Origin of the sequence: Paraburkholderia saeva (assembly GCF_907164555.1) — a bacterium.
Taxonomy (GTDB): Bacteria; Pseudomonadota; Gammaproteobacteria; order Burkholderiales; family Burkholderiaceae; genus Paraburkholderia; species Paraburkholderia saeva.
In genome coordinates this window covers 55,145-74,914 of sequence record NZ_CAJQZC010000012.1, presented here as the reverse complement: position 1 = coordinate 74,914, position 19,770 = coordinate 55,145, and the positions used below count along the sequence as shown (strand labels likewise).

Genomic DNA, 19,770 nt, shown 5'->3' with positions numbered 1-19,770 from the left:
ACCGATTTTGAGGAGGGCGTGCGCGTTCGCGGAAAAGCCCGCCGCCCGCTTTCAACGTCGCGGGCAGCGGGCGTTTCCACACGTGATTTGCAGGACAAGGTAGCGATTGTCACGGGGGGCGCCTCAGGCGTCGGCCGCGCAACCGCTGGGAATCGATGATCGCCGATCAGCGCCCGGTTGACGCGCGCACGATCAGTTCGCCCGCCAGCAGGCAGTCGCGCGCGGCCTCGGTAGCACCATCGATACGCTGGCTCAGGAACTCGACGGCGCGGTAGCCGATGTCACAGGTCGGCTGACGGATCGTCGAGATGCCGGCCAGTTCGGCCCAGTCCGGATCGTCGAAGGAAAGCAGCGCGACCCGCTCCTGCCAGTGCGCACCGTAGCGTGCCTTCAGGTGCAGCGCGACCCGCAGCGCCACCGGTGCGTTCGCCGCGAACCACGCAATACGCCGTCCGGCCGCGGCAGCGGCATCGACGGTATGGTCAAGCGCGGCGAGCGCGCGCCCGACGCTCGCTTCATCGTTGAGATCGAGCACGACCGTCAGACCGTGTGCGCCACTCACGTCGCGCATCACATCGCCGAACGCCGCCTGGCGCTGACGGCGCGAACTGACGTTGTCGAACGGCTGCACGACGAAGCAGATTTCGTCGAAACCGCGTTCGAGCAGATGGCGTGTGCCGACCTGCGCGGCCGCCGTGTTGTCGAGACCGACCATGTCGGCTTCGAGGCCGCTGACGCTCCGGTCCACCAGCACGACGGGAATGCCCCCGTTCCCGAGCGGCCGCAGCATGTCCTCTCCCACGCCGAGCGCGTTGACGATCACGCCTTCCACGCGATACGTCGTCAGCAGTGCGAGGAAGCGGCGCTCCATTTCGACTTCGTTCGCCGCGTGACAGATCATCGGCATATAACCGAGCGCATGGCACGCGGCTTCGACGCCCTGCAGGACCTCGACCGTATAGGGATTCGTCAGGTCGGCGACCAGCATGCCGATCAACCGGTTGCGCCCGCGCTTGAGGCCACGCGCCATCTGGTTCGGCTGATAGTGGAGGCGTACGATTGCGGCTTCGATGCGCGCGCGCAAATCCGGCGACAGCACGTTCATTTCGCCGTTCAGGTAGCGCGAAATGCTGGTCTTGCCGGTGCCGGCTTCGCGCGCGACGTCGTTGATCGTGGCGCGGCGTGGTGCCGCCGTGCGAACAGGCGTGCTCATGTGCCCAGCACGTCCCGGTTGACGATGTTCGTGCGCAACGTACCGTCAAGCGCCGCGACGAGGTTTTCTGCCGCGCAGCGCGCCATCGCATGACGCGTCTCGTGCGTGGCCGACCCGATGTGCGGGAGCGCAACCACGTTCTTCATCGACAGCAGCGGCGAATCCGCTGCGACCGGCTCCTGTTCGAACACGTCGAGACCGGCGCCATGAATCGTGCCGCCCTTCAATGCTTCGATGAGCGCGGCTTCGTCGACAGTCTGGCCGCGCGACGCGTTGATGAGAATCGCACTCTTCTTCATCGCCTTGAGTTCAGCCGCGCCGATCAGGTGATGCGTTTCCTTTGTGAGCGGCACCTGCAGGCAGACGAAGTCGGACTGCGCCAGCAGTTCGGCGAGTTCGACGCGTTTCGCGCCATACGCCCGTTCCGCGTGGTCGTTCGCGCTGCGGTTCGTGTACAGCACGCGCATGTTGAAGCCGAGCGCGGCGCGGCGCGCGACGGCGCCGCCAATACGGCCCAGTCCGACGATGCCGAGTGTCTTGCCCTGAACATCGACGCCGAAGTGTTCGGCGCCAATGCTGCGCTTCCACTCGCCGGCCTTGACGTATCCGGCCAGTTCAACGACGCGACGTGCCGTTGCCAGAATCAGCGAGAACACCGTATCGGCCGTCGATTCGGTCAGCACGTCAGGCGTATTCGCGAGCACGATGCCGCGGCGCGTCAGATCCGCGACGTCGAAGTTGTCGAAGCCGACCGAAATCGTTGCCAGCGCTTTCAGGCGGGTTGCGCCTTCGAGCATCGCAGGCGTGATCTTCACGCTCGCGCCGATCGCGCCATCGGCGTCTTTCAGCGCGGCGACGAACGCGTCGTGCTGCGCGGCGTCGGCTTCGACCACGTCTGCGTGTTCACGCAGATACGCCATGACATCGGCAGGCACCGGCTTGTACGCGACGATCTTTTTCTTCATCGACTCATTTTCCTGGCAGGGGTGTAGCAAGTTTGCGCGCGGGTTGCGCGGGTTGCGCGGGTTGCGCGGGTTGCGCGGGTTGCGCGGGTTGCGGTTTGACGGCAAGCGTCAGGATCACAGCGGCGACGAGCGCCACGCTCATGAACGCATACGACGCCGCTGGCGTTCCGGTCGCGCCGTTCAGATAGCCGACCACATACGAGCCGACGAACGAACCGAGCGCGCCCATGCTGTTGATCAGCGCCATCGCACCCCCCGCGACGTTCTTCGGCAGGAGTTCCGGCACGATCGCGAAGAACGGGCCGTACGGCGCGTACATCGCAGCGCCCGCAATCACGAGCAGCGCGTACGACATCCAGAAGTGCGTCGAACCGAGCGCATAGGAAGCCGCGAACGCCACCGCGCCGATCAGCAGGAACGGCCACACGAACACCTTGCGGGTATTGAGTTTATCCGAAGCCCACGAGGCCGCGAGCATCGCGATCGTCGCGGCGAGATACGGCAGCGCGGACAACCAGCCCGTCTCGACCATGCCGAGCGTCGAGCCGTTCTTCAGGATCGACGGCAGCCACAGCACGAAACCATAGACGCCGATGCTCCAGCAGAAATACTGTGCGCACAGCTTGATCACAGCCGGTGTGCGAAACGCCTCGCTGTAGTTGCGCACCGGTTTGATCGCGGCCTGCTCGGCGCGCAGCGTGTCGTCGAGGTCCTTCTTTTCCTGCGCCGTCAGCCACGACACCTGCGCCGGCCTGTCCTGCACGATGAACCACCAGATCACCGCCCAGACGATGGCGGGCACGCCTTCGGCGATGAACATGTGACGCCAGCCGAACGAATGCACGAGATAGCCCGACACGACCGACATCCACAGCACCGTCACCGGATTGCCGAGAATCAGGAACGTGTTGGCGCGCGAGCGTTCGCGCTTGCTGAACCAGTTGCTGATGAAGATGAGCATCGCAGGCATCACGGCCGCTTCGACGATACCGAGCGCGAAACGGATCACCATCAGCGTCGGGATGTTGCTGACCATGCCCGTGAGCGCGGCGCAACCGCCCCACAGGATCAGGCTCCAGAACACGAGTTTCTTGACGCTGCGCCGTTCGGCGTAGATCGCACCCGGAATCTGGAAGAAGAAGTAGCCGAGAAAGAAGAGCGCGCCGATCAGCGAGGACAGGCCCTTGCTGATGCCAAGATCCTGGTTGATGCCGGCCGCGGACGCGAAACCGAAGTTCGCACGGTCGAGGTACGCGAGGCTGTACGTGATGAAGACGATCGGCATGATCGTCCACCAGCGGCGGATCGCAAGCGATGAGGTGGCCATGAATGTCTCCTGGATTCCTGATGCAATGGATAGGCGTGTCGCGCTTTCATGCACGGTTAGTGCAGCGTCTTTGACACCCTGCGTTCTGATTCCGTTGTAGCTGCCTGCATGCGTCCGCTTTCGAGCGCGTCGAGTTCGACGCGCGTCGGCAATCCTTCCGAATCGCCGGGCACCTGGATCGCGAGACCGCCGATACGGTTGCCGCGCGCGACGGCCTCCGGCATCGTCCGGCCTTCCAGCAGCGCGCTGATCACGCCGACCGCAAAGCCATCGCCCGCGCCCACGGTGTCGACGACCCTGGCCACCGGCTGCGACGCGATCACGCCTGCCTCGTCCGCGGTGCGCAGGTACGCGCCTTTCGCGCCGAGCTTGATGATCACGCCGCGCGCGCCCTGATCAAGATAGAAGCGCGCAATGTCTTCGGGCTTCGTATAGCCGGTCAGGATCTCGCCTTCGCCGATGCCGGGCAGTACCCAGTCGGCGTGCGCGGCGAGCGTGTTCAGCGTCGTGATCATGGTCTCGCGCGAGGGCCATAGCGTCGGGCGCAGGTTCGGATCGAACGAAATCGTCTTGCCGGCTGTGCGCATTTCCGTCGCGAGATGAAAGGCCAGTTTGCACGACGAAGCCGACAGCGCGGGTGCGACACCCGTGAGATGCAGGTGGCGTGCCTGAAGCACGTAATCCGCCACGTAATCCTCAACCGAGAGATGGCTTGCCGCCGAACCCTTGCGGAAATATTCGACGGTCGGATCGCTGCCGTCGTCGTTTTTCGACTTGAGCTGGAAACCGGTCGGGTAGCGCGCGTCGGTCGTGACGCAGCCTGCGTCGATGCCTTCCCTTGCCAGCGTGTCGCGGACGTACTGGCCGAACGAATCGTCGCCGACCCGGCTTATCCAGCCCACCTTGAAGCCAAGGCGCGACAGGCCGATCGCGACGTTCAGGTCGGCGCCCGCGATTCGCCGCGTGAAGCTGGACACGTCGGACAGTGCGCCGGTTTCGGCGGCGACGAACATCGCCATCGCTTCGCCGTAGGTAATCACATCGAGGGCTGCTTTCATCGGATGATCCTTGCAGTGCTGCATGTTCTGGCCGAAGCGCGCGAGGACGCGCCGGCACGGCCTTGTGAATGGCGGTGTTTCGCGATGCGGCTACGCCGCCGCGAGCCACGCGACATAGCGCGAAGCGTCGGCCTGGAGGCGGCCGGTGTCGAACGGGAATTCGATACCGCGCGGCACGTGGCGCGGCAAAAGCGGCAGAACGGCTGCGCAGACGGGATCGTCAGCAGCGGGCGCGACCGCGAAGCGCCTTGCGCCCTCGCCCGTCACTGCCTTGCAATGGATGTATTCGACGTGCGACGCGAGCTGCCGCGCAGCTTCGAGCGGCGCTTCGCCAGGCCACTGCCAGTTGCCGATATCGAACGTCATGCCGAGCACGTCCGGATAGCCTTCGCGCTCGAGCGCCTCGAACAGGCGGACAAACTGCACGAGCTGGCCGCCTTCCCTCAACTGCCCGTTTTCGACGACGAGACGCGCTTTCGCGTCGCGCAAACATGAGGCGATCGCGGCGGCGCCCGCCTCATGCGCGAACCCGCCGAGTTGCAGCTTCACGAAGCGCGCGCCGAGCGCCTCGCCTTCGGAGAGCGCGAGGCGCAGCGCACCCAGGTCGAGCGTGCCTTCGGCGGTGTACAGGGCCTCGGGTGTCGAATACACCGACCACATGCCGAGTTCGCCGATCGCTTCGCCGAGATCGTTGAGCATGTCCGGCGCGGTGTCTTCGTCGGAATCGAACAGTTCGCGCCGCACTTCGAAGGCAGACGCGCCGGCCGTTGCAGCCGAACTGAGCCACGCCTGATGGCCGTCACGCCGGATGGCGTCGGCGCCAAATGAACTCGCTACGATCACGATGTCGGGCATGTCGATTGACCTCTATTTTCCGCAGTTCCTGACGGATGGAACCGGTTCCAAAACCGAATCTGAAAAAAGCGCAGGCGCGCTTCATTGGAAGAATACTGCGCTTCGCGTTTGCCTCACGCCATAGTGGAAATCCCCTGGAACCGGTTCCGAAGCGTGCACGAAGGGTCAATCGACTGAAGACAGGCACAGCGCCAGGAAACGCTCCGCAACCCGCGATGGCGCGCTCGCATGCGGGATCAGGATGGAGAAATGGCGCGTGAGCGGCTCGGGCGTGAGGGAAAAGAGCCGCAGCACATTATTGTCGTGGCGCATCGACATCGCGGAGACGAAGCCGACGCCCATGCCTGCCCGCACGGCTTCCTTGACGCCCTCCACGCCCGCGATCTCCAGCGCGACGCGCATCGGCACCGCGGCGCGTGCGAACGCGCGCTCGACCATCTGCCGCACGCCCGAGCCCGTTTCGCGCAGTACGAGCGCGTGCTCGCCGAGCTCGGCGAGCGTCACCTGCTGTCCGGATGGCGGGAGACCGTCACGGGCTGTCGCGAGCGGATGCGTGCGCGGCATGATCGCGACGATCTCGTCTTCACGCCAGGGATGGACCGCCGTATCGGGCGGCAGATCGGAGCCGACCGGCCCTTCCACCATGGCGATATCGACCGACGCGAGCGAGCCGACGATGTCCGAGGTATTGCCGTCGGCCGTATGGAGCGTGACTTCCGGATAGCGCCGGTGAAACGCGGCGATCAGATAGGGCAGCAGATAGCTCGCCGGCGTCGTGCTGGCGCCGATGCGCAGTGTGCCGCGCTCCATGCCGCGCAATGCGTCCCGATAGGCATGCGCCTGCTGCCAGGTGTCGCGCAGCCGGGCTGCATAGCTCGCCAGTTGCTCTCCGGCGGGCGTGAGGCGCACGCCGCGCCCGTCACGCTGGTAAAGCGCCTCGCCGAATTCCTCCTGCAACAGCCGCAGCTGGCCGGACACCGCCGGCTGCGAAAGATGCAGCGCGAGCGCAGCCCGGCTGATGTTCCGGTGTTCGGCGACGACAGCGAACGTTATCAGTTGGTCTGGGGTCATGGCGATGAAATATCAATTTAGTCGATATATTACGTCACAAATGACGATTTTTCATATCGATATATCTAAATTAGGATTGGGTCATCGCATCGAACCCGATTCTCAGGGCAAATATCATGACAACGGCCTCCGTCTCCGCTTCAACACTAGCCCCCAAGGCGCCCTCCACGCGTGGCCAGCTCAACGGCATCCTGTTTGTCGCGCTGTTCGCTGCGGCAGTCACGAGCATTTCGTCGCTGCCGTTCATCGCCGGCCTCGGGATGAGTCCGCTCATCATCGGCATCGTCGCAGGCGCGATTTACGGCAACGCGCTGCGTGACGGCATGCCTGAAAGCTGGGCGGCAGGCATCAACTTTTCGGCACGCAAGCTGTTGCGCATCGCGGTGGCGTTCTTCGGTCTGCGCGTGAGTCTGCAGGAAATTGCCCAGGTCGGCCTGCCGGGTCTGGTGGAATCGGTGCTGATCGTCGTGAGCACGCTCGCCATCGGTACGTGGGTCGGCATGAAGCTGATGAAGCTCGACCGCGACACCGCCATGCTGACCGCCGCCGGCAGCGCGATCTGCGGTGCCGCCGCCGTCCTTGCATTCGAATCCACGTTGCAGTCGAAGCCGCATCAAAGCGCGATGGCCGTCGGCAGTGTGGTGCTGTTCGGCACGCTCTCGATGTTCCTCTATCCGGTCCTGTTTCACGCAGGCTGGCTGCCGCTCGATACGCAGGGCGTCGGCCTCTTCTTCGGCGGCACGATTCACGAAGTTGCACAGGTGGTCGGGGCGGCGAGCAACGTGAGCCCGGAAGCGACCCATATTGCGACGATCGTCAAGATGACCCGCGTGATGCTGCTGGTTCCGGTTCTGCTCCTGCTTGGCATGTGGCTCAACCGGTCGGTGCGTGGCGCCGCTGCCGAAGGCACGAAACCGCGCAAGCTTGCGATTCCGTGGTTTGCAGTCGGATTCCTCGCCTTCGTGGTCATCAATTCGCTGAACGTGCTGCCGCAAGCCGCGACGCATACGCTGAACACGCTCGATACCTTCGCGTTGACGATGGCCATGACGGCCCTCGGCATCGAAACCCGTATCTCGGCGGTCAAGCAGGCAGGCCCGCGTGCCCTCGCAACCGGACTGATCCTGTACGTCTGGCTGATTGGCGGCGGACTGGGAATCACATGGGCCGTCGAACGCTTTATCGGCTGATACACCCCGCCTCGCCGGCCAGACCGGTAGCCCCGCCTCGTGCGGGGCTTTTTGCGTTTCTGCGGGCGTGCAGACGCCCCCTGCCGCGCAACGCCATTGACGTATGCTTTGACAGTATTTTGTCCGCTGTTCACACAACGCGGCAGGCCGGCGCGGCATACTTTGTGCTCGCGCAGTCGAACTCTCAACCCGGGCGAGGATCGATCGATGGCTTATGAACTCTTTTACTGGGACGGCCTGCAAGGCCGCGGCGAATTCGTGCGCCTCGCACTCGAAGAAGCCGGCGCCGACTACATCGAAGTGGCCCGCGCGCCGGACAGGGACGGCTTCGGCACCGGTGCGATGATGGACGTGCTGAAAAGCAGAAGCGAGCCGCATCCGCCGTTTGCACCGCCCTTCCTGAAAGATGGCGATCTCGTTGTCGCGCAGACAGCCAACATCCTGATGTATCTCGGCCCGAAACTGGGCCTCGCGCCGAAGGACGAAGCGCTGCGCTACGTCGTGAACGGCCTTCAGCTCACGATCGCCGACATGGTCACCGAGGCGCACGACACGCATCATCCGCTCGCAGGCGGCCTCTACTATGAAGACCAGAAAGACGCGGCCAAAGTGCGGGCGCACGACTTTATCGACAACCGCATTCCGAAGTACATGAAGTATTTCGAGCGGGTGCTGAAGCAGAATCCCGATGGCGATGCGTATCTCGTCGGCACCGCGTTGACGTATGTCGATCTGTCGATGTTCCAGTTGATCGACGGCCTCTATTACGCGTTTCCGCTTGCGATGAAGCATTTCGGCGAGCACTATCCGCGTCTCGCGGCGTTGCACGACGCAGTCATCGCGCGGCCGAAGCTCGCCGCGTATCTTGAGTCGGACCGGCGCATCGCGCACAACGAGGCCTGCATCTTCCGGCACTACCCCGAACTCGACAAGGCCGTGCGGTGAACACAGCCATGCCGACACAACCCGCGACGCCCTCCCGGCACGCGCCTCCCAACCCTGACTTCTGCCCGTTTCCTCTGTGCTTTCATTTCTGCTGAAGCTGCGCACACGCGCACAGACACTGTTTCGCCTGTCCGACGCCCACACGATGCTGGTGTGGTCGGTGATCGTCGGCGTCGCCGGCGCGTTTGCGACGGTCGCCTTTCGTGAAGGCATCGCCCTGCTTCAACGCGCGATTTCGGGCAATGATGGCGGCATCGTCGAAATGGCGCAGCGTCTGCCATGGACCGTACGGATCTGGCTGCCCGCGGCCGGCGGCCTGATCGCCGGCTTCTTCCTGCTCGTCGCGCGGCGCGGCGCCGACAGGAAGGCTCATACCGACTACATGGAAGCCGTCGCGATCGGCGACGGTGTCGTGCCCGTACGCCTGAGCCTGTGGCGCAGCGTGTCGTCGCTCTTCACCATCGCGAGCGGCGGGTCAATCGGACGCGAAGGTCCGATGGTGCAGCTCGCGGCGCTCTGCGCGTCGCTGATCGGCCGCTGGGTGCATTTCGATCCGCCGCGTCTGCGCCTGCTGGTCGCGTGCGGAGCGGCGGCGGGTATTACCTCCGCCTACAACGCGCCGATCGCCGGCGCGTTTTTTGTGACCGAGATCGTGCTCGGCTCGATCGCGATGGAAAGCTTCGGGCCGGTGGTGGTCGCCTCCGTCGTCGCGAACATCACGATGCGCGAATTCGCCGGCTACAAGCCGCCGTACGAAATGCCGGTGTTCCCTCCGGTGACGGGCGTCGAGGTGCTGCTTTTCGTTGCGCTCGGTCTGCTGTGTGGCGCGGCCGCGCCGCAGTTCCTTCGGCTCCTCGACGTATCGAAGACGATGTTCAGGCGTCTGCCGTTGCCGTTGCCCGTCACGCTCGCGCTCGGCGGGCTGGTGGTCGGCATTCTGTCCGTGTGGTCGCCCGAAGTATGGGGCAACGGCTACAGCGTCGTGAACTCGGTTCTGCATTCGCCGTGGACCTGGACCGCGCTTGTCTTCGTGCTCGTGTTCAAGCTCGTGGCGACGGCGGCGACGGTCGGCTCGGGCGCGGTCGGCGGCGTGTTCACGCCGACACTTTTCGTGGGCGCGGTGCTCGGCTCGCTGTTCGGCCAGGGGATGCATGCGCTGTGGCCGCACGGCACGTCGGCGCCGTTCGCGTACGCGATGGTGGGCATGGGCGCGTTCCTCGCGGGCGCAACACAGGCGCCGCTGATGGCGATCCTGATGATCTTCGAGATGACGCTCTCCTATCAGGTCGTGCTGCCGCTGATGCTCTCGTGCGTGGTGGCGTACTTCGTATCGCGAGCGATCGGCAAGACGTCGATGTACGAGATCACGCTCGTGCGCAACCGCGACGAACAGGAGCGCATGCGACTGCGCGCGACGCAGATGCGTGAGCTGATCAAACCGGCCGAAACCATCGTGAAGCCCACCGCGACCGTGCAGGACATGACGCGCGTGTTCCTTGAATATCCGGTGAAATATCTGTACGTGACCGACGACGCGGAGTGCTTCCTCGGCGTCGTCGCACTGAAGGACATTACGTCCGACCTGCTCGACAAACACGACACCTCGGCGCGCACCGCCGCGCACTACCTGCAGCCACATTTCGACGTGCTGACGCCCGACATGCCGCTTGGCGTCGCGCTGCAGCATTTCATGGCATTTCAGGGCGAGCGGTTGCCCGTGGTCGAAAGCGCCGCGTGCCCGACGCTCGCGGGGGTCGTGTACAAGACGTCGCTGCTCGACGCGTATTTCCGGATGAATCCCGCGCGCTGACACGCCGCTTCGCGGCGCTGGCGGCGCGCCTGCTGGATCGTCCGTTACCCATCGCCTGCCTGTGAAGAAAACGCGCGGGCGTCTCGCACATCCGGGCGCAAAGCGTGGCATATTTCAAGTATGGAGACGTGCCGCGCGACGCGCCGGTTTTCGATCGTCCTGGATCGATCGGGCGCACCACGCGCGGCTAAACGTGAGCGCCTTTTCGACCCGGAGCGAAGATGAGCGACCCGTCAGGCGATGCTGTCCGCCGCGATCAAGCCGGCTGGATTTTCCTGCATATCGAAGGCGAACCGTACGACCGCGGCGAGCAGCACGGCCAGCTCCTCGCGGCCGAGATTCGCCATGCAATCAGCACAGCCCGCTACCTCGCGAAGTGGGACACCGGCGAAGACTTCGATACGTTCGTCAACGCCGCCGTGGCGCAGTTCGCGCCGCGCCTCGACACCGAATTCGCCGACGAAATCCAGGGCATCGCCGACGGCGCGAAGCTGCCGTTCTCCGACGTCCTTGCGTGGAACGGCTACATGGACCTGCTGCAAAGCTGGTGGCCGGCGCACGTGGCGCAGCAGCAGCCGCGCCTTGGCCTGAAGCCCTGGCGCGGGCGACGCGGCCATCATTGCAGCGCGTTCATCGCCACCGGCAACGCCACGCGCGACGGCCGCATCGTGATGGCGCACAACTCGTGGGACCGCTACGCTGCGGGCGACGCCTTCAACGTCGTGTTCGACATTGTTCCCGACGCCGGGCACCGGATCCTGATGCAGGGCCTGCCGGGCTGTATTTCGAGCCTGACGGACTTCTGGGTCACGTCGGCAGGCCTGATGGTGACCGAAACGACGATCTCCAGTTTCGCCGGCTACAACGCCGCTGGCGCGCCCGAGTTCTACCGCTCGCGTCGCGCGACGCAGTACGCGAACAGCATCGGCGAATGGTGCGAGATGTTCGCCGTCGCGAATAACGGCGGCTACGCGAACAGCTGGCTGCTTGGCGACGTCAAGACGGGCGAGATCGCGCGCTATGAACTCGGCTTGCACTTTTCCGGCTTCGAAAGCACGAAGAACGGCTTCTACAGCGGCTACAACACCGCGACCGATCTGAAGATCCGCAACCAGGAGTGCGTCGGCGAAGGCGAGGATTACACCGACGTGCGCAAGAACGGTGCGCGTCGCCTGCGCTTCATGCAGCTGGCTGAACAGCATCACGGCAAGATCGACATCGATGTCGCCAAGGCCATGATCGCCGATCACCACGACGTCTATCTCGACCGGAGCGACAATCCCTGCTCGCGAACCATATGCGGCCATCTGGAGCTCGACGACCAGCGCTTCGGCGGCTCGGATCACGGTCCGTTCAACCCGTGGGGCGCGAACGACGGCAAGGTCGTCGACAGCGAAATGGCGCGCGACATGGCGTTCTGGGCGCGCTGGGGTCATCCGTGCGGCCGGCCGTTCGATGCGCAGGCGTTCATGCAGCGCCATCCACAATGGAACTGGCTGAACGGATATATGCGTGACCGGCCGTCCTGGCCGTGGACGCAGTTCGATGTGCTGCGCTAGCGCATTGCCGGCCGCCGCGCCGCAACTGCTCTATCACCCACACCCGCGGCGCGACATTTTCGCGCCGCAACACGTTTTGCGCACGCCCGTTCGTGACTGAACCTCGGGCGTTTGCGAAGATTGCAAAACTCACCCTCGGTTTTGGGCGTTTTTGTCGTTTTTGCCGCGACGTGGGGACGAATTGCGTCCTAAGATGGTGAAAGGCGCCCCGTCTTCACGGTCCGCGCCAGGCGGGTGTCAGGCTGCGGGTTGCCGCAATGGCACAGCGCTTGCTGCAGCCTCCGTGCTGCAAGAGCAAAGGAGCTCGGGCGATGAAAATCTCGACGCTGTTGACCATGGTGACGCTGTCGGCGTCGTGTTTTGCCGCACCGGTCCATACCGCATACGAAGGACCGACCGCGGGCGCGCTTGGCCCGGACGATCCCGCAACGGCGACGCTTCAGGCCGAAGCCGCGCCTGTCGCACCGGCCGCCCCGGATGTGGCTGCGACGAAAGACAGCACCACCCAGCGCTGGGAGTTCATCGCGCTGCCGAAGTCGAAACATCCCGATCGCGATTATGTCGCGAAGAACGAGCATCTTCAGACCTGAGCGCGTGTGAGAGGGCGTGCCCACCTGCAGGCGCGCGCAATGCGCGCGTTGCAGGGTGACGGTTGATGCGCAGCCCCGCGCGTCGGATGCATGTAGCCATAACAAGGATTTCCGCGCATGACCGGCACCCCTATTCCCGACGAATCGATCGATATGCAGATTACCGACATCCTGCAGACCATTTCCTGGCCCGTGAACAAGGACGCGCTCGTCGACGCCGCGCGCGATGCGGGCGCGAGCAACGAAGTGCTTTCGATGCTCGACGGCCTGCCCGAGCAGGACTACGCCGATATCAATGCGGTGACGAAACTGATCGGCAGCAACTACGGACCAGGGCTTGGGACCTGAGCCGTTAGCGGCCGTCTGGCGGCGGCAGCAAAGTCAGATTACCTCGTCCGCGTTCCTGCCGAATACGACCCGCGAGAAAAACTCCGAAAGCACCGTGTCGACCATACTCTCGGTGACGTGCTGCGGATCGGCCGTGTAAAACGACTGCACGCCGTCGCAAAGCCCGAAGAGACCGAGCGTCAGCGTTTCGGGCGGCAACGATAGCGGCGTGCCGGCCCGCACCGAAAACTCCTGGATGTAGGCCGCCATCTGTTCGCGCTTTTCGCGCATGAACTCGTTGAAATTCGTACGAAAGCGCGCGTCGCGCGCCGACAGCAGCTTCGCTTCCACCCACAGCAGAAAGCACTTGTTGTCGAACGGCAGCCGGCGATAGAACGTCAGCACCCGCTTTTCCATGCCCTCGCGCGTCGACTCCCCTTCGAAGATGCTCTGCAGATCCGCCTGCATCAACTCGTGATCGCGCCGCAGCAGTTCAAGGAACACCTCGGGCTTGCTGCGAAAGTTCGAATAGAACGCGCCACGCGTGTACCCCGCCGCCTCGGCGACGTCTTCGACGCTCGTCGCGACAAATCCCTTCTTCATGAACATGGCGAGCGCAGCGTCAAGCAGACGCTCGCGCGTCTGGTCCTTGCTCTGCTCGCGTGTGAGGCGTTTTCGTTTCATCCGCGAAGTCTAGCATTCAGAATGAATGGATTCATCTTTGCATTCAGATACAGGTATGTATTAGAATCCATCTCGTAATCGGACGCAAGCGTCCCGCCTCACCTTGCAGATCCGCGCCCGTCGGTCCTCTCCGCCGTCTGTCGCACGCTGTTCGCCGTCCCTGTTCGCCACGTCAGTCCTGGGGTAATCGTGAATCGTCCTGGTTATATCGCGCCGGCTTTGCCGCGCAGGCAGTCCCACCGGCGCGCAGGCTTCGCGCCGTTGCGCGCAGCTGCCCTCGTCTCCGTATTGAGCGCCGCGGCGGCGCTCTCCGCCTGTCACCGCAACGAAACAGCCGCACCCGCACCGCGCCCCGTGGTCGCGCAGGTGGTTCATCCGGACGGTCATCCTGTTTCCGCCTCGCTGCCTGGCGAAGTTCAGGCGCGTTACGCCACGCCGCTGTCGTTTCGTATCGCAGGCAAGATCATCGAGCGGCGCGTGCGGCTCGGCGATACCGTGAAGAGCGGTGAGGTTGTCGCCCGCCTCGATCCGGCCGATGCGCAGAAAAATGCTGCCAGCGCGCAGGCGCAGCTCGAAGCCGCGAAGTCGCGTGCGGTCTACGCCAAACAGCAGGTCGACCGCGACCGCGCCCAGGCGCGCGAGAATCTCATCTCGCAGGCGCAGCTCGAACAGACCGAAGATGCGTACACCTCGGCGATCGCGCAGCGTGATCAGGCCGAGCAGCAGACCGCGCTCGCGCAGGACCAGCTGAAGTACGCGACGCTTGCGGCCGATCACGCGGGCGTCATCACGGCGGAACAGGCCGACACGGGCCAGAACGTGTCGGCGGGTCAGGCCGTCTATAACCTCGCCTGGACGGGCGACGTGGACGTCGTCTGCGATGTGCCGGAAGGCGCGCTCGCCTCGCTCGCAGTCGGCCAGGCCGCGAAGGTCACGTTGTCCGCGCTCCCGGGCCGAACGTTTTCGGCGCGCGTGCGCGAACTGTCGCCGGCCGCCGATGCGCAGAGCCGCACGTATCGCGCGAAGCTCACGCTGGAAAACCCAGGTCCCGACGTGCGCCTCGGCATGACTGCCGACATCGCACTCACGCAGCCCGTGGCGGCAGCGAGTGCGGCGAGTTCGTTCGTCGTGCCCGCTACCGCGCTCTTCCACGACGGCAATGCGCCCGCGCTCTGGATCGTCCACGCCGGCAATGACAGGCTCGAACTGCGCCGCGTGCAGGTCTCGCTCTACAACGAACGCACCGTCGCGATTTCGCAGGGTTTGAACGACGGCGACCGCGTCGTGCTGCAAGGCGTTCATACCGTGACGGCCGGCGAGCAGGTCCGCGTGATCGCGCCGCTGCATCCAGAGGACTTCGCGTCATGACCGCGCCGAATTCGCACGAAGAAGCGCAGCACGACGCGCCGCAGCCGGAAGACCATCGTCACGAGGAAGGACGCTTCAACCTGTCCGCGTGGGCATTGCGGCATCAGGCGCTCGTCGTGTTCCTGATCGCGATGGCGACCGCGTTCGGCATTCTCGCGTACACGCGGCTCGCGCAGTCGGAAGATCCGCCGTTCACGTTCCGCGTGATGGTGATCCGCACGTTCTGGCCCGGCGCGACTGCGCGCCAGGTGCAGGAGCAGGTCACTGACCGCATCGGCCGCAAGCTGCAGGAAACGCCGGCAATCGATTTCGTGCGCAGCTACTCGCGCCCGGGCGAATCGCTGATGTTCTTCTCGATGAAAGATTCGGCGCCGGTGAAAGACGTGCCGGAAACCTGGTACCAGGTGCGCAAGAAGGTCGGCGACATCGCCGCGACGCTGCCGCAAGGCATTCAGGGGCCGTACTTCAACGACGAGTTCGGCGACGTCTACACGAACATCTACACGCTCGAAGGCGACGGCTTTTCCGCCGCGCAACTGCACGACTACGCGGACGAATTGCGCACCGTGCTGCTGCGTGTGCCAGGCGTCGGCAAGGTCGATTATTTTGGCGACCCCGACCAGCACATCTACATCGAGATCGCGAACACGCAACTCACGCGGCTCGGCGTCTCGCCGCAGCAACTCGCCCAGGCGATCAATTCGCAGAACGCCGTGTCGCCGGCGGGCACGCTGACCACTGCCGACGATCGCATCTTCGTGCGTCCGAGCGGCCAGTTCAAAGACGTGAACGCACTCGCCGACACGCTGATCCGAATCAACAACCGCTCGTTCCGCCTCGGCGATATCGCCACGATCAAACGTGGCTACGACGACCCGGTCGCGACGCAAATGCGTTTTGGCGAGAAGCCCGTGCTGGGTATCGGCGTGACGATGCAGCCAGGCGGCGACGTCATCCGTCTCGGCAAGGCGCTCGACGAAAAAGCCGCCGTGCTGCGCGCGCATCTGCCGGCAGGACTGAAGCTCGTCGAAGTGTCGAGCATGCCGCACGCGGTCGAACACTCGGTCGACGATTTTCTCGAAGCCGTCGCCGAGGCCATCGCGATCGTGCTGGTCGTGAGCCTGATCTCACTCGGCGTGCGTACTGGCATGGTGGTCGTGATCTCGATTCCGGTCGTGCTCGCCGTCACCGCGCTCTGCATGTATCTCTTCGATATCGGTCTGCACAAGGTATCGCTCGGCACGCTCGTGCTCGCACTGGGCCTCCTCGTCGACGATGCGATCATCGCCGTCGAGATGATGGCGGTCAAACTCGAACAGGGATGGAGCCGCACGCGGGCCGCTGCCTTCGCGTATACGAGCACGGCGTTTCCCATGTTGACGGGCACGCTCGTCACCGTCTCCGGTTTTCTGCCGATCGCGCTCGCCAAATCGAGCACCGGCGAATACACACGCTCGATTTTCGAAGTATCGGCAATCGCGCTGATTGCGTCGTGGCTCGCGGCTGTCGTACTGATTCCGATGCTGGGCTATCACCTGTTACCCGAACGCAAACGGCAGGCGCACGAAGCGCACGATCACGAACACGACATCTACGACACGCGTTTCTATCGTCGTCTGCGCGGCTGGATCGGCTGGTGTGTCGAACGACGCTTCGTGGTGCTGTTCGTGACGATGGCGCTCTTCATTGTTTCGATCGCCGCCTTCATGTTCGTGCCGCAGCAGTTCTTCCCGAGCTCGGACCGGCCGGAACTGCTTGTCGACGTGCGTCTGCCCGAGGGCGCTTCGTTCGAGGCAACGCTGCGTCAGGCTCAACGCCTCGAAAAAGCGCTGGAAGGACGGCCGGAAATCGATCATACGGTCGACTTCGTCGGTACAGGCGCACCGCGTTTCTATCTGCCGCTCGACCAGCAGTTGCAGCAGCCGAATTTCGCACAGTTCGTGATCACGGCGAAATCGGTGGAAGACCGCGAGAAGCTCGCACGCTGGCTGGAACCGAAACTGCGCAACGAATTCCCCGCAATCCGTACGCGCCTGTCGCGGCTTGAAAACGGTCCGCCCGTCGGCTATCCGGTGCAATTCCGCGTGAGCGGCGACGACATCGCAACCGTGCGCTCGATCGCCGAGCGCGTGGCCGCGACGATGCGGGCCGATCGTCGCACGAGTAACGTCCAGTTCGACTGGGACGAACCAGCCGAGCGTTCGGTGCGCTTCGAAGTCGACCAGAAGAAGGCGCGCGAACTCGGCGTCACGTCGGAGGACATTTCGGGCTTCCTCGCGATGACGCTCTCTGGCTACACCGTCACGCAGTACCGCGAGCGCGACAAGCTGATCAGCGTCGACCTGCGTGCACCGAAAAGCGAACGCGTCGATCCGGCGAACCTGCTGACGCTCGCCATGCCGACGCCGAACGGTGCTGTACCGCTCGGCACGCTGGGGCATCTGCGCACGGATCTCGAATACGGCGTGATCTGGGAACGCGACCGGCAACCGACGATCACCGTGCAATCCGATGTCGCGCCCGGCGCGCAGGGCATCGACGTAACCCATAGCGTCGACAAGTCGCTCTCGCAGATCCGGGCGACGTTGCCGGTGGGTTATCGCATCGAGGTCGGCGGTTCAGTTGAGGAAAGCGGCAAGGGCCAGACGTCAATCAATGCGCAGATGCCGATCATGGTGATCGCCGTGCTCACGCTGCTGATGATCCAGTTGCAAAGCCTCTCGCGCGTGCTGATGGTCGTACTGACGGCACCCCTCGGCCTGATTGGCGTGGTCGCAACGCTGCTGCTGTTCGGCAAGCCATTCGGCTTCGTCGCGATGCTCGGCGTGATCGCGATGTTCGGCATCATCATGCGCAACTCGGTGATCCTCGTCGACCAGATCGAGCAGGATATCGCCACCGGACAAAACCGCTTCGACGCGATCGTCGGCGCAACCGTCCGACGTTTCCGGCCGATCACGTTGACCGCCGCAGCCGCCGTGCTCGCGCTGATTCCGCTGTTGCGTTCGAACTTCTTCGGGCCAATGGCTACTGCGCTGATGGGCGGCATCACGAGCGCCACCGTGCTCACGCTGTTCTATCTGCCGGCGCTTTATGCAATGTGGTTCAGGGTGCGCAAGGAGCGGCACGAGCCGACACCGCCCTCGCCGGCGCAAACCGGAGTCTGATCATGGCCCATGTTATTTTCACGCGCGGTATCACGCGGACGACGGCCGGCGCGCTCACCCTGTTCGCGCTCGCAGCCTGCTCGTTTGGCCCGAACGGCGAGCCGCCCGCAATGCCTTCGCCCGCGCATTACGGCGCCGAAGCGCAGCCGACGCAGACGGTGCCGGCGCAAGGCGTCACGCAGCAGTTCGTGGTCGGCGCGAAGGCTGTGCCCGAGTGGTGGAAGCAGTTTCAGTCGGACGATCTGAACGCGCTCGTCGACGAAGGTCTGCGCAACAGCCCGACGCTCGCCGCCACGGACCGCAGTCTTGCCGCCGCGCGCGAGCAGCTGCGCGCGCAGGTTGGCAGCTCGCTGCTGCCGTCGATCGACGCGGGCGGCCAGGCGACGCGTGAACGCGCGCTGGGGATTCCCGAAGCCGGCCCGAACACATTTCTGTATAACGTGTTCGTCGGTCAGTTGCAGGCGCACTACACGTTCGATATTTTCGGTGCCGCGCGGCTCGAAAACGCGGCGCTCGCCGCACGCGTCGACGTGCAGGCGTATCAGTTCGACGCGGCACGCCGCGCGCTGGCGGCCAATATCGTGTCCGCGGCAATTGCATCCGCCACGCTGCACGCGCAGATCGAGGCGACGGAGCGGCTTGTGACGCTCGCCAACGAGCAGGCGCGCGATACGGTGCGCCGCTACGATCTCGGCGCCGTTTCGCACAGCGACGCGCTCAGTGCCCAGCAAAGCGCGGCTTCGCTCTCGGCCAGCCTGCCTGGCCTGCGCCAGCAATGGACGACGACGCGCCACGCGCTCGCCGTGCTGCTCGGCCGCACGCCCGATGCCGCCCCGGCCGATCTCGACCTCGCGCGCATTCGCGTGCCCGAGCAGGTACCGGTTTCGGTGCCGTCCGATCTGCTGAAGTCGCGCCCGGATATTCAGGCCGCAGATGCCACGTTGAAGGCCGCTGCTGCCGATGTCGGTGTGGCCACTGCGCAGTTGTTCCCGAGCCTGTCGCTCACCGCGTCGATGGGCCAGGGCGGGTTTAGCTGGCCGGTGGCGCTCTCGGGTGCGGGCGCACTCTGGAGCATTGGCGCATCGCTGTCACAACCGATCTTCCATGGCGGCGCATTGCTCGCGCAGCGCCGCGCAGCGATCGATTCCTACGAGGCCGCGACCGCGCAGTACAAGCAGACCGTGCTCGCCGCGTTCCAGAACGTCGCCGATACGCTCGCTGCGCTCGAGCACGACGCGCAGGCGCTCGATGCGGCGAATTTCGCGGCGCGTTCGGCGCGCGGCATTTTTGACGAGACGTCGGCGCGTTACCGGCTGGGCGCCGTGCCGGTGACCTCGACGCGCTCCAGCGAGCAGCAGTACCGCAACGCACAGCTCGACGAGATTCGTTATACGGGCGCGCGGTTGAGCGATACCGCTGCGCTTTTTCAGGCGATGGGGAATCCGGTGCAGGACATGCAAGGTGCCGGCGGGAGCGTCGCGAAGAACTGAAGACGCGTCACGGTTATCCCCAGATTATGTTGATGAGCCTGTGGAGAACGTTCTGACAGACGGCATAACACGTTGAGCACGCAGTGAATTTGCGGTGCGGCGAGAAATGCATCGCGCCCCTGGTTTGCCCGTTCGCGATGCACCGGTCAAA

General features: G+C 64.5%; 16 protein-coding genes. 9 read left to right on the top strand and 7 right to left on the bottom strand.

What is annotated here, in order from left to right:
• Positions 1-166 precede the first annotated feature (166 nt).
• From LPA36_RS25365 to LPA36_RS25340, 6 genes are all read right to left on the bottom strand, one after another.
• Positions 167-1,213: a LacI family DNA-binding transcriptional regulator gene (locus tag LPA36_RS25365; protein WP_228882828.1), complete on the bottom strand. Its 1,047-nt coding sequence runs from the start codon at positions 1,211-1,213 to the stop codon at positions 167-169.
• Positions 1,210-2,178: a 2-hydroxyacid dehydrogenase gene (locus LPA36_RS25360; RefSeq protein ID WP_228882827.1), complete on the bottom strand. Its 969-nt coding sequence runs from the start codon at positions 2,176-2,178 to the stop codon at positions 1,210-1,212. The genes LPA36_RS25365 and LPA36_RS25360 overlap by 4 nt, the downstream gene beginning before the upstream one ends.
• 4 nt (positions 2,179-2,182) lie before the next feature.
• Entirely contained in the window at positions 2,183-3,505 is a 1,323-nt protein-coding gene (locus tag LPA36_RS25355) for an MFS transporter (protein ID WP_228882826.1), read from the bottom strand.
• Positions 3,506-3,561: 56 nt separating this feature from the next.
• On the bottom strand, positions 3,562-4,563 hold the full coding sequence (locus LPA36_RS25350; RefSeq protein WP_228882824.1) for a sugar kinase: 1,002 nt from the start codon (positions 4,561-4,563) through the stop codon (positions 3,562-3,564).
• A gap of 90 nt (positions 4,564-4,653) precedes the next feature.
• On the bottom strand, positions 4,654-5,418 hold the full coding sequence (locus tag LPA36_RS25345; protein WP_228882822.1) for a sugar phosphate isomerase/epimerase: 765 nt from the start codon (positions 5,416-5,418) through the stop codon (positions 4,654-4,656).
• 165 nt (positions 5,419-5,583) lie between these two features.
• Entirely contained in the window at positions 5,584-6,489 is a 906-nt protein-coding gene (locus LPA36_RS25340; protein WP_228882820.1) for a LysR family transcriptional regulator, read from the bottom strand.
• A 116-nt stretch (positions 6,490-6,605) separates the two neighbouring features.
• Here LPA36_RS25340 and LPA36_RS25335 point away from each other — a divergent pair, with 116 nt between their 5' ends.
• The 6 genes from LPA36_RS25335 to LPA36_RS25310 all read left to right on the top strand — a co-directional run bounded on the left by LPA36_RS25335 (position 6,606) and on the right by LPA36_RS25310 (position 12,931).
• Positions 6,606-7,679, top strand: coding sequence for a YeiH family protein (locus LPA36_RS25335; RefSeq protein ID WP_228882819.1), 1,074 nt, complete (start codon positions 6,606-6,608; stop codon positions 7,677-7,679).
• A gap of 207 nt (positions 7,680-7,886) precedes the next feature.
• Complete coding sequence (locus LPA36_RS25330) at positions 7,887-8,624, top strand: glutathione S-transferase (protein ID WP_228882817.1); 738 nt, start codon at positions 7,887-7,889, stop codon at positions 8,622-8,624.
• 76 nt (positions 8,625-8,700) lie between these two features.
• The gene (locus LPA36_RS25325; protein WP_228882815.1) at positions 8,701-10,434 is read left to right on the top strand and encodes a ClcB-like voltage-gated chloride channel protein; all 1,734 of its coding nucleotides are present in this window, start codon (positions 8,701-8,703) and stop codon (positions 10,432-10,434) included.
• A 221-nt stretch (positions 10,435-10,655) separates the two neighbouring features.
• Positions 10,656-11,993, top strand: coding sequence for a C45 family autoproteolytic acyltransferase/hydolase (locus LPA36_RS25320; RefSeq protein WP_228882812.1), 1,338 nt, complete (start codon positions 10,656-10,658; stop codon positions 11,991-11,993).
• A 311-nt stretch (positions 11,994-12,304) separates the two neighbouring features.
• Positions 12,305-12,583, top strand: coding sequence for a hypothetical protein (locus LPA36_RS25315; RefSeq protein ID WP_228882810.1), 279 nt, complete (start codon positions 12,305-12,307; stop codon positions 12,581-12,583).
• Between the two features lie 117 nt (positions 12,584-12,700).
• Positions 12,701-12,931: a DUF2795 domain-containing protein gene (locus LPA36_RS25310; RefSeq protein WP_228882808.1), complete on the top strand. Its 231-nt coding sequence runs from the start codon at positions 12,701-12,703 to the stop codon at positions 12,929-12,931.
• A 33-nt stretch (positions 12,932-12,964) separates the two neighbouring features.
• Here the strand turns inward: LPA36_RS25310 and LPA36_RS25305 are convergent, their stop codons facing one another.
• Positions 12,965-13,594, bottom strand: coding sequence for a TetR/AcrR family transcriptional regulator (locus LPA36_RS25305; RefSeq protein ID WP_228882807.1), 630 nt, complete (start codon positions 13,592-13,594; stop codon positions 12,965-12,967).
• Between the two features lie 189 nt (positions 13,595-13,783).
• On the opposite strand from LPA36_RS25305, the gene LPA36_RS25300 reads away from it, so the two are divergent.
• Genes LPA36_RS25300 through LPA36_RS25290 form a run of 3 tightly spaced genes read left to right on the top strand, consistent with a single transcriptional unit; the run spans position 13,784 to position 19,619 of the window.
• Entirely contained in the window at positions 13,784-14,962 is a 1,179-nt protein-coding gene (locus LPA36_RS25300; protein WP_407674332.1) for an efflux RND transporter periplasmic adaptor subunit, read from the top strand.
• A complete protein-coding gene (locus tag LPA36_RS25295) occupies positions 14,959-18,129 on the top strand; it encodes an efflux RND transporter permease subunit (RefSeq protein WP_228882806.1) in 3,171 nt (1,056 codons plus the stop codon). The genes LPA36_RS25300 and LPA36_RS25295 overlap by 4 nt, the downstream gene beginning before the upstream one ends.
• Before the next feature lie 2 nt (positions 18,130-18,131).
• Complete coding sequence (locus LPA36_RS25290) at positions 18,132-19,619, top strand: efflux transporter outer membrane subunit (RefSeq protein ID WP_228882805.1); 1,488 nt, start codon at positions 18,132-18,134, stop codon at positions 19,617-19,619.
• Positions 19,620-19,770 lie beyond the last annotated feature (151 nt).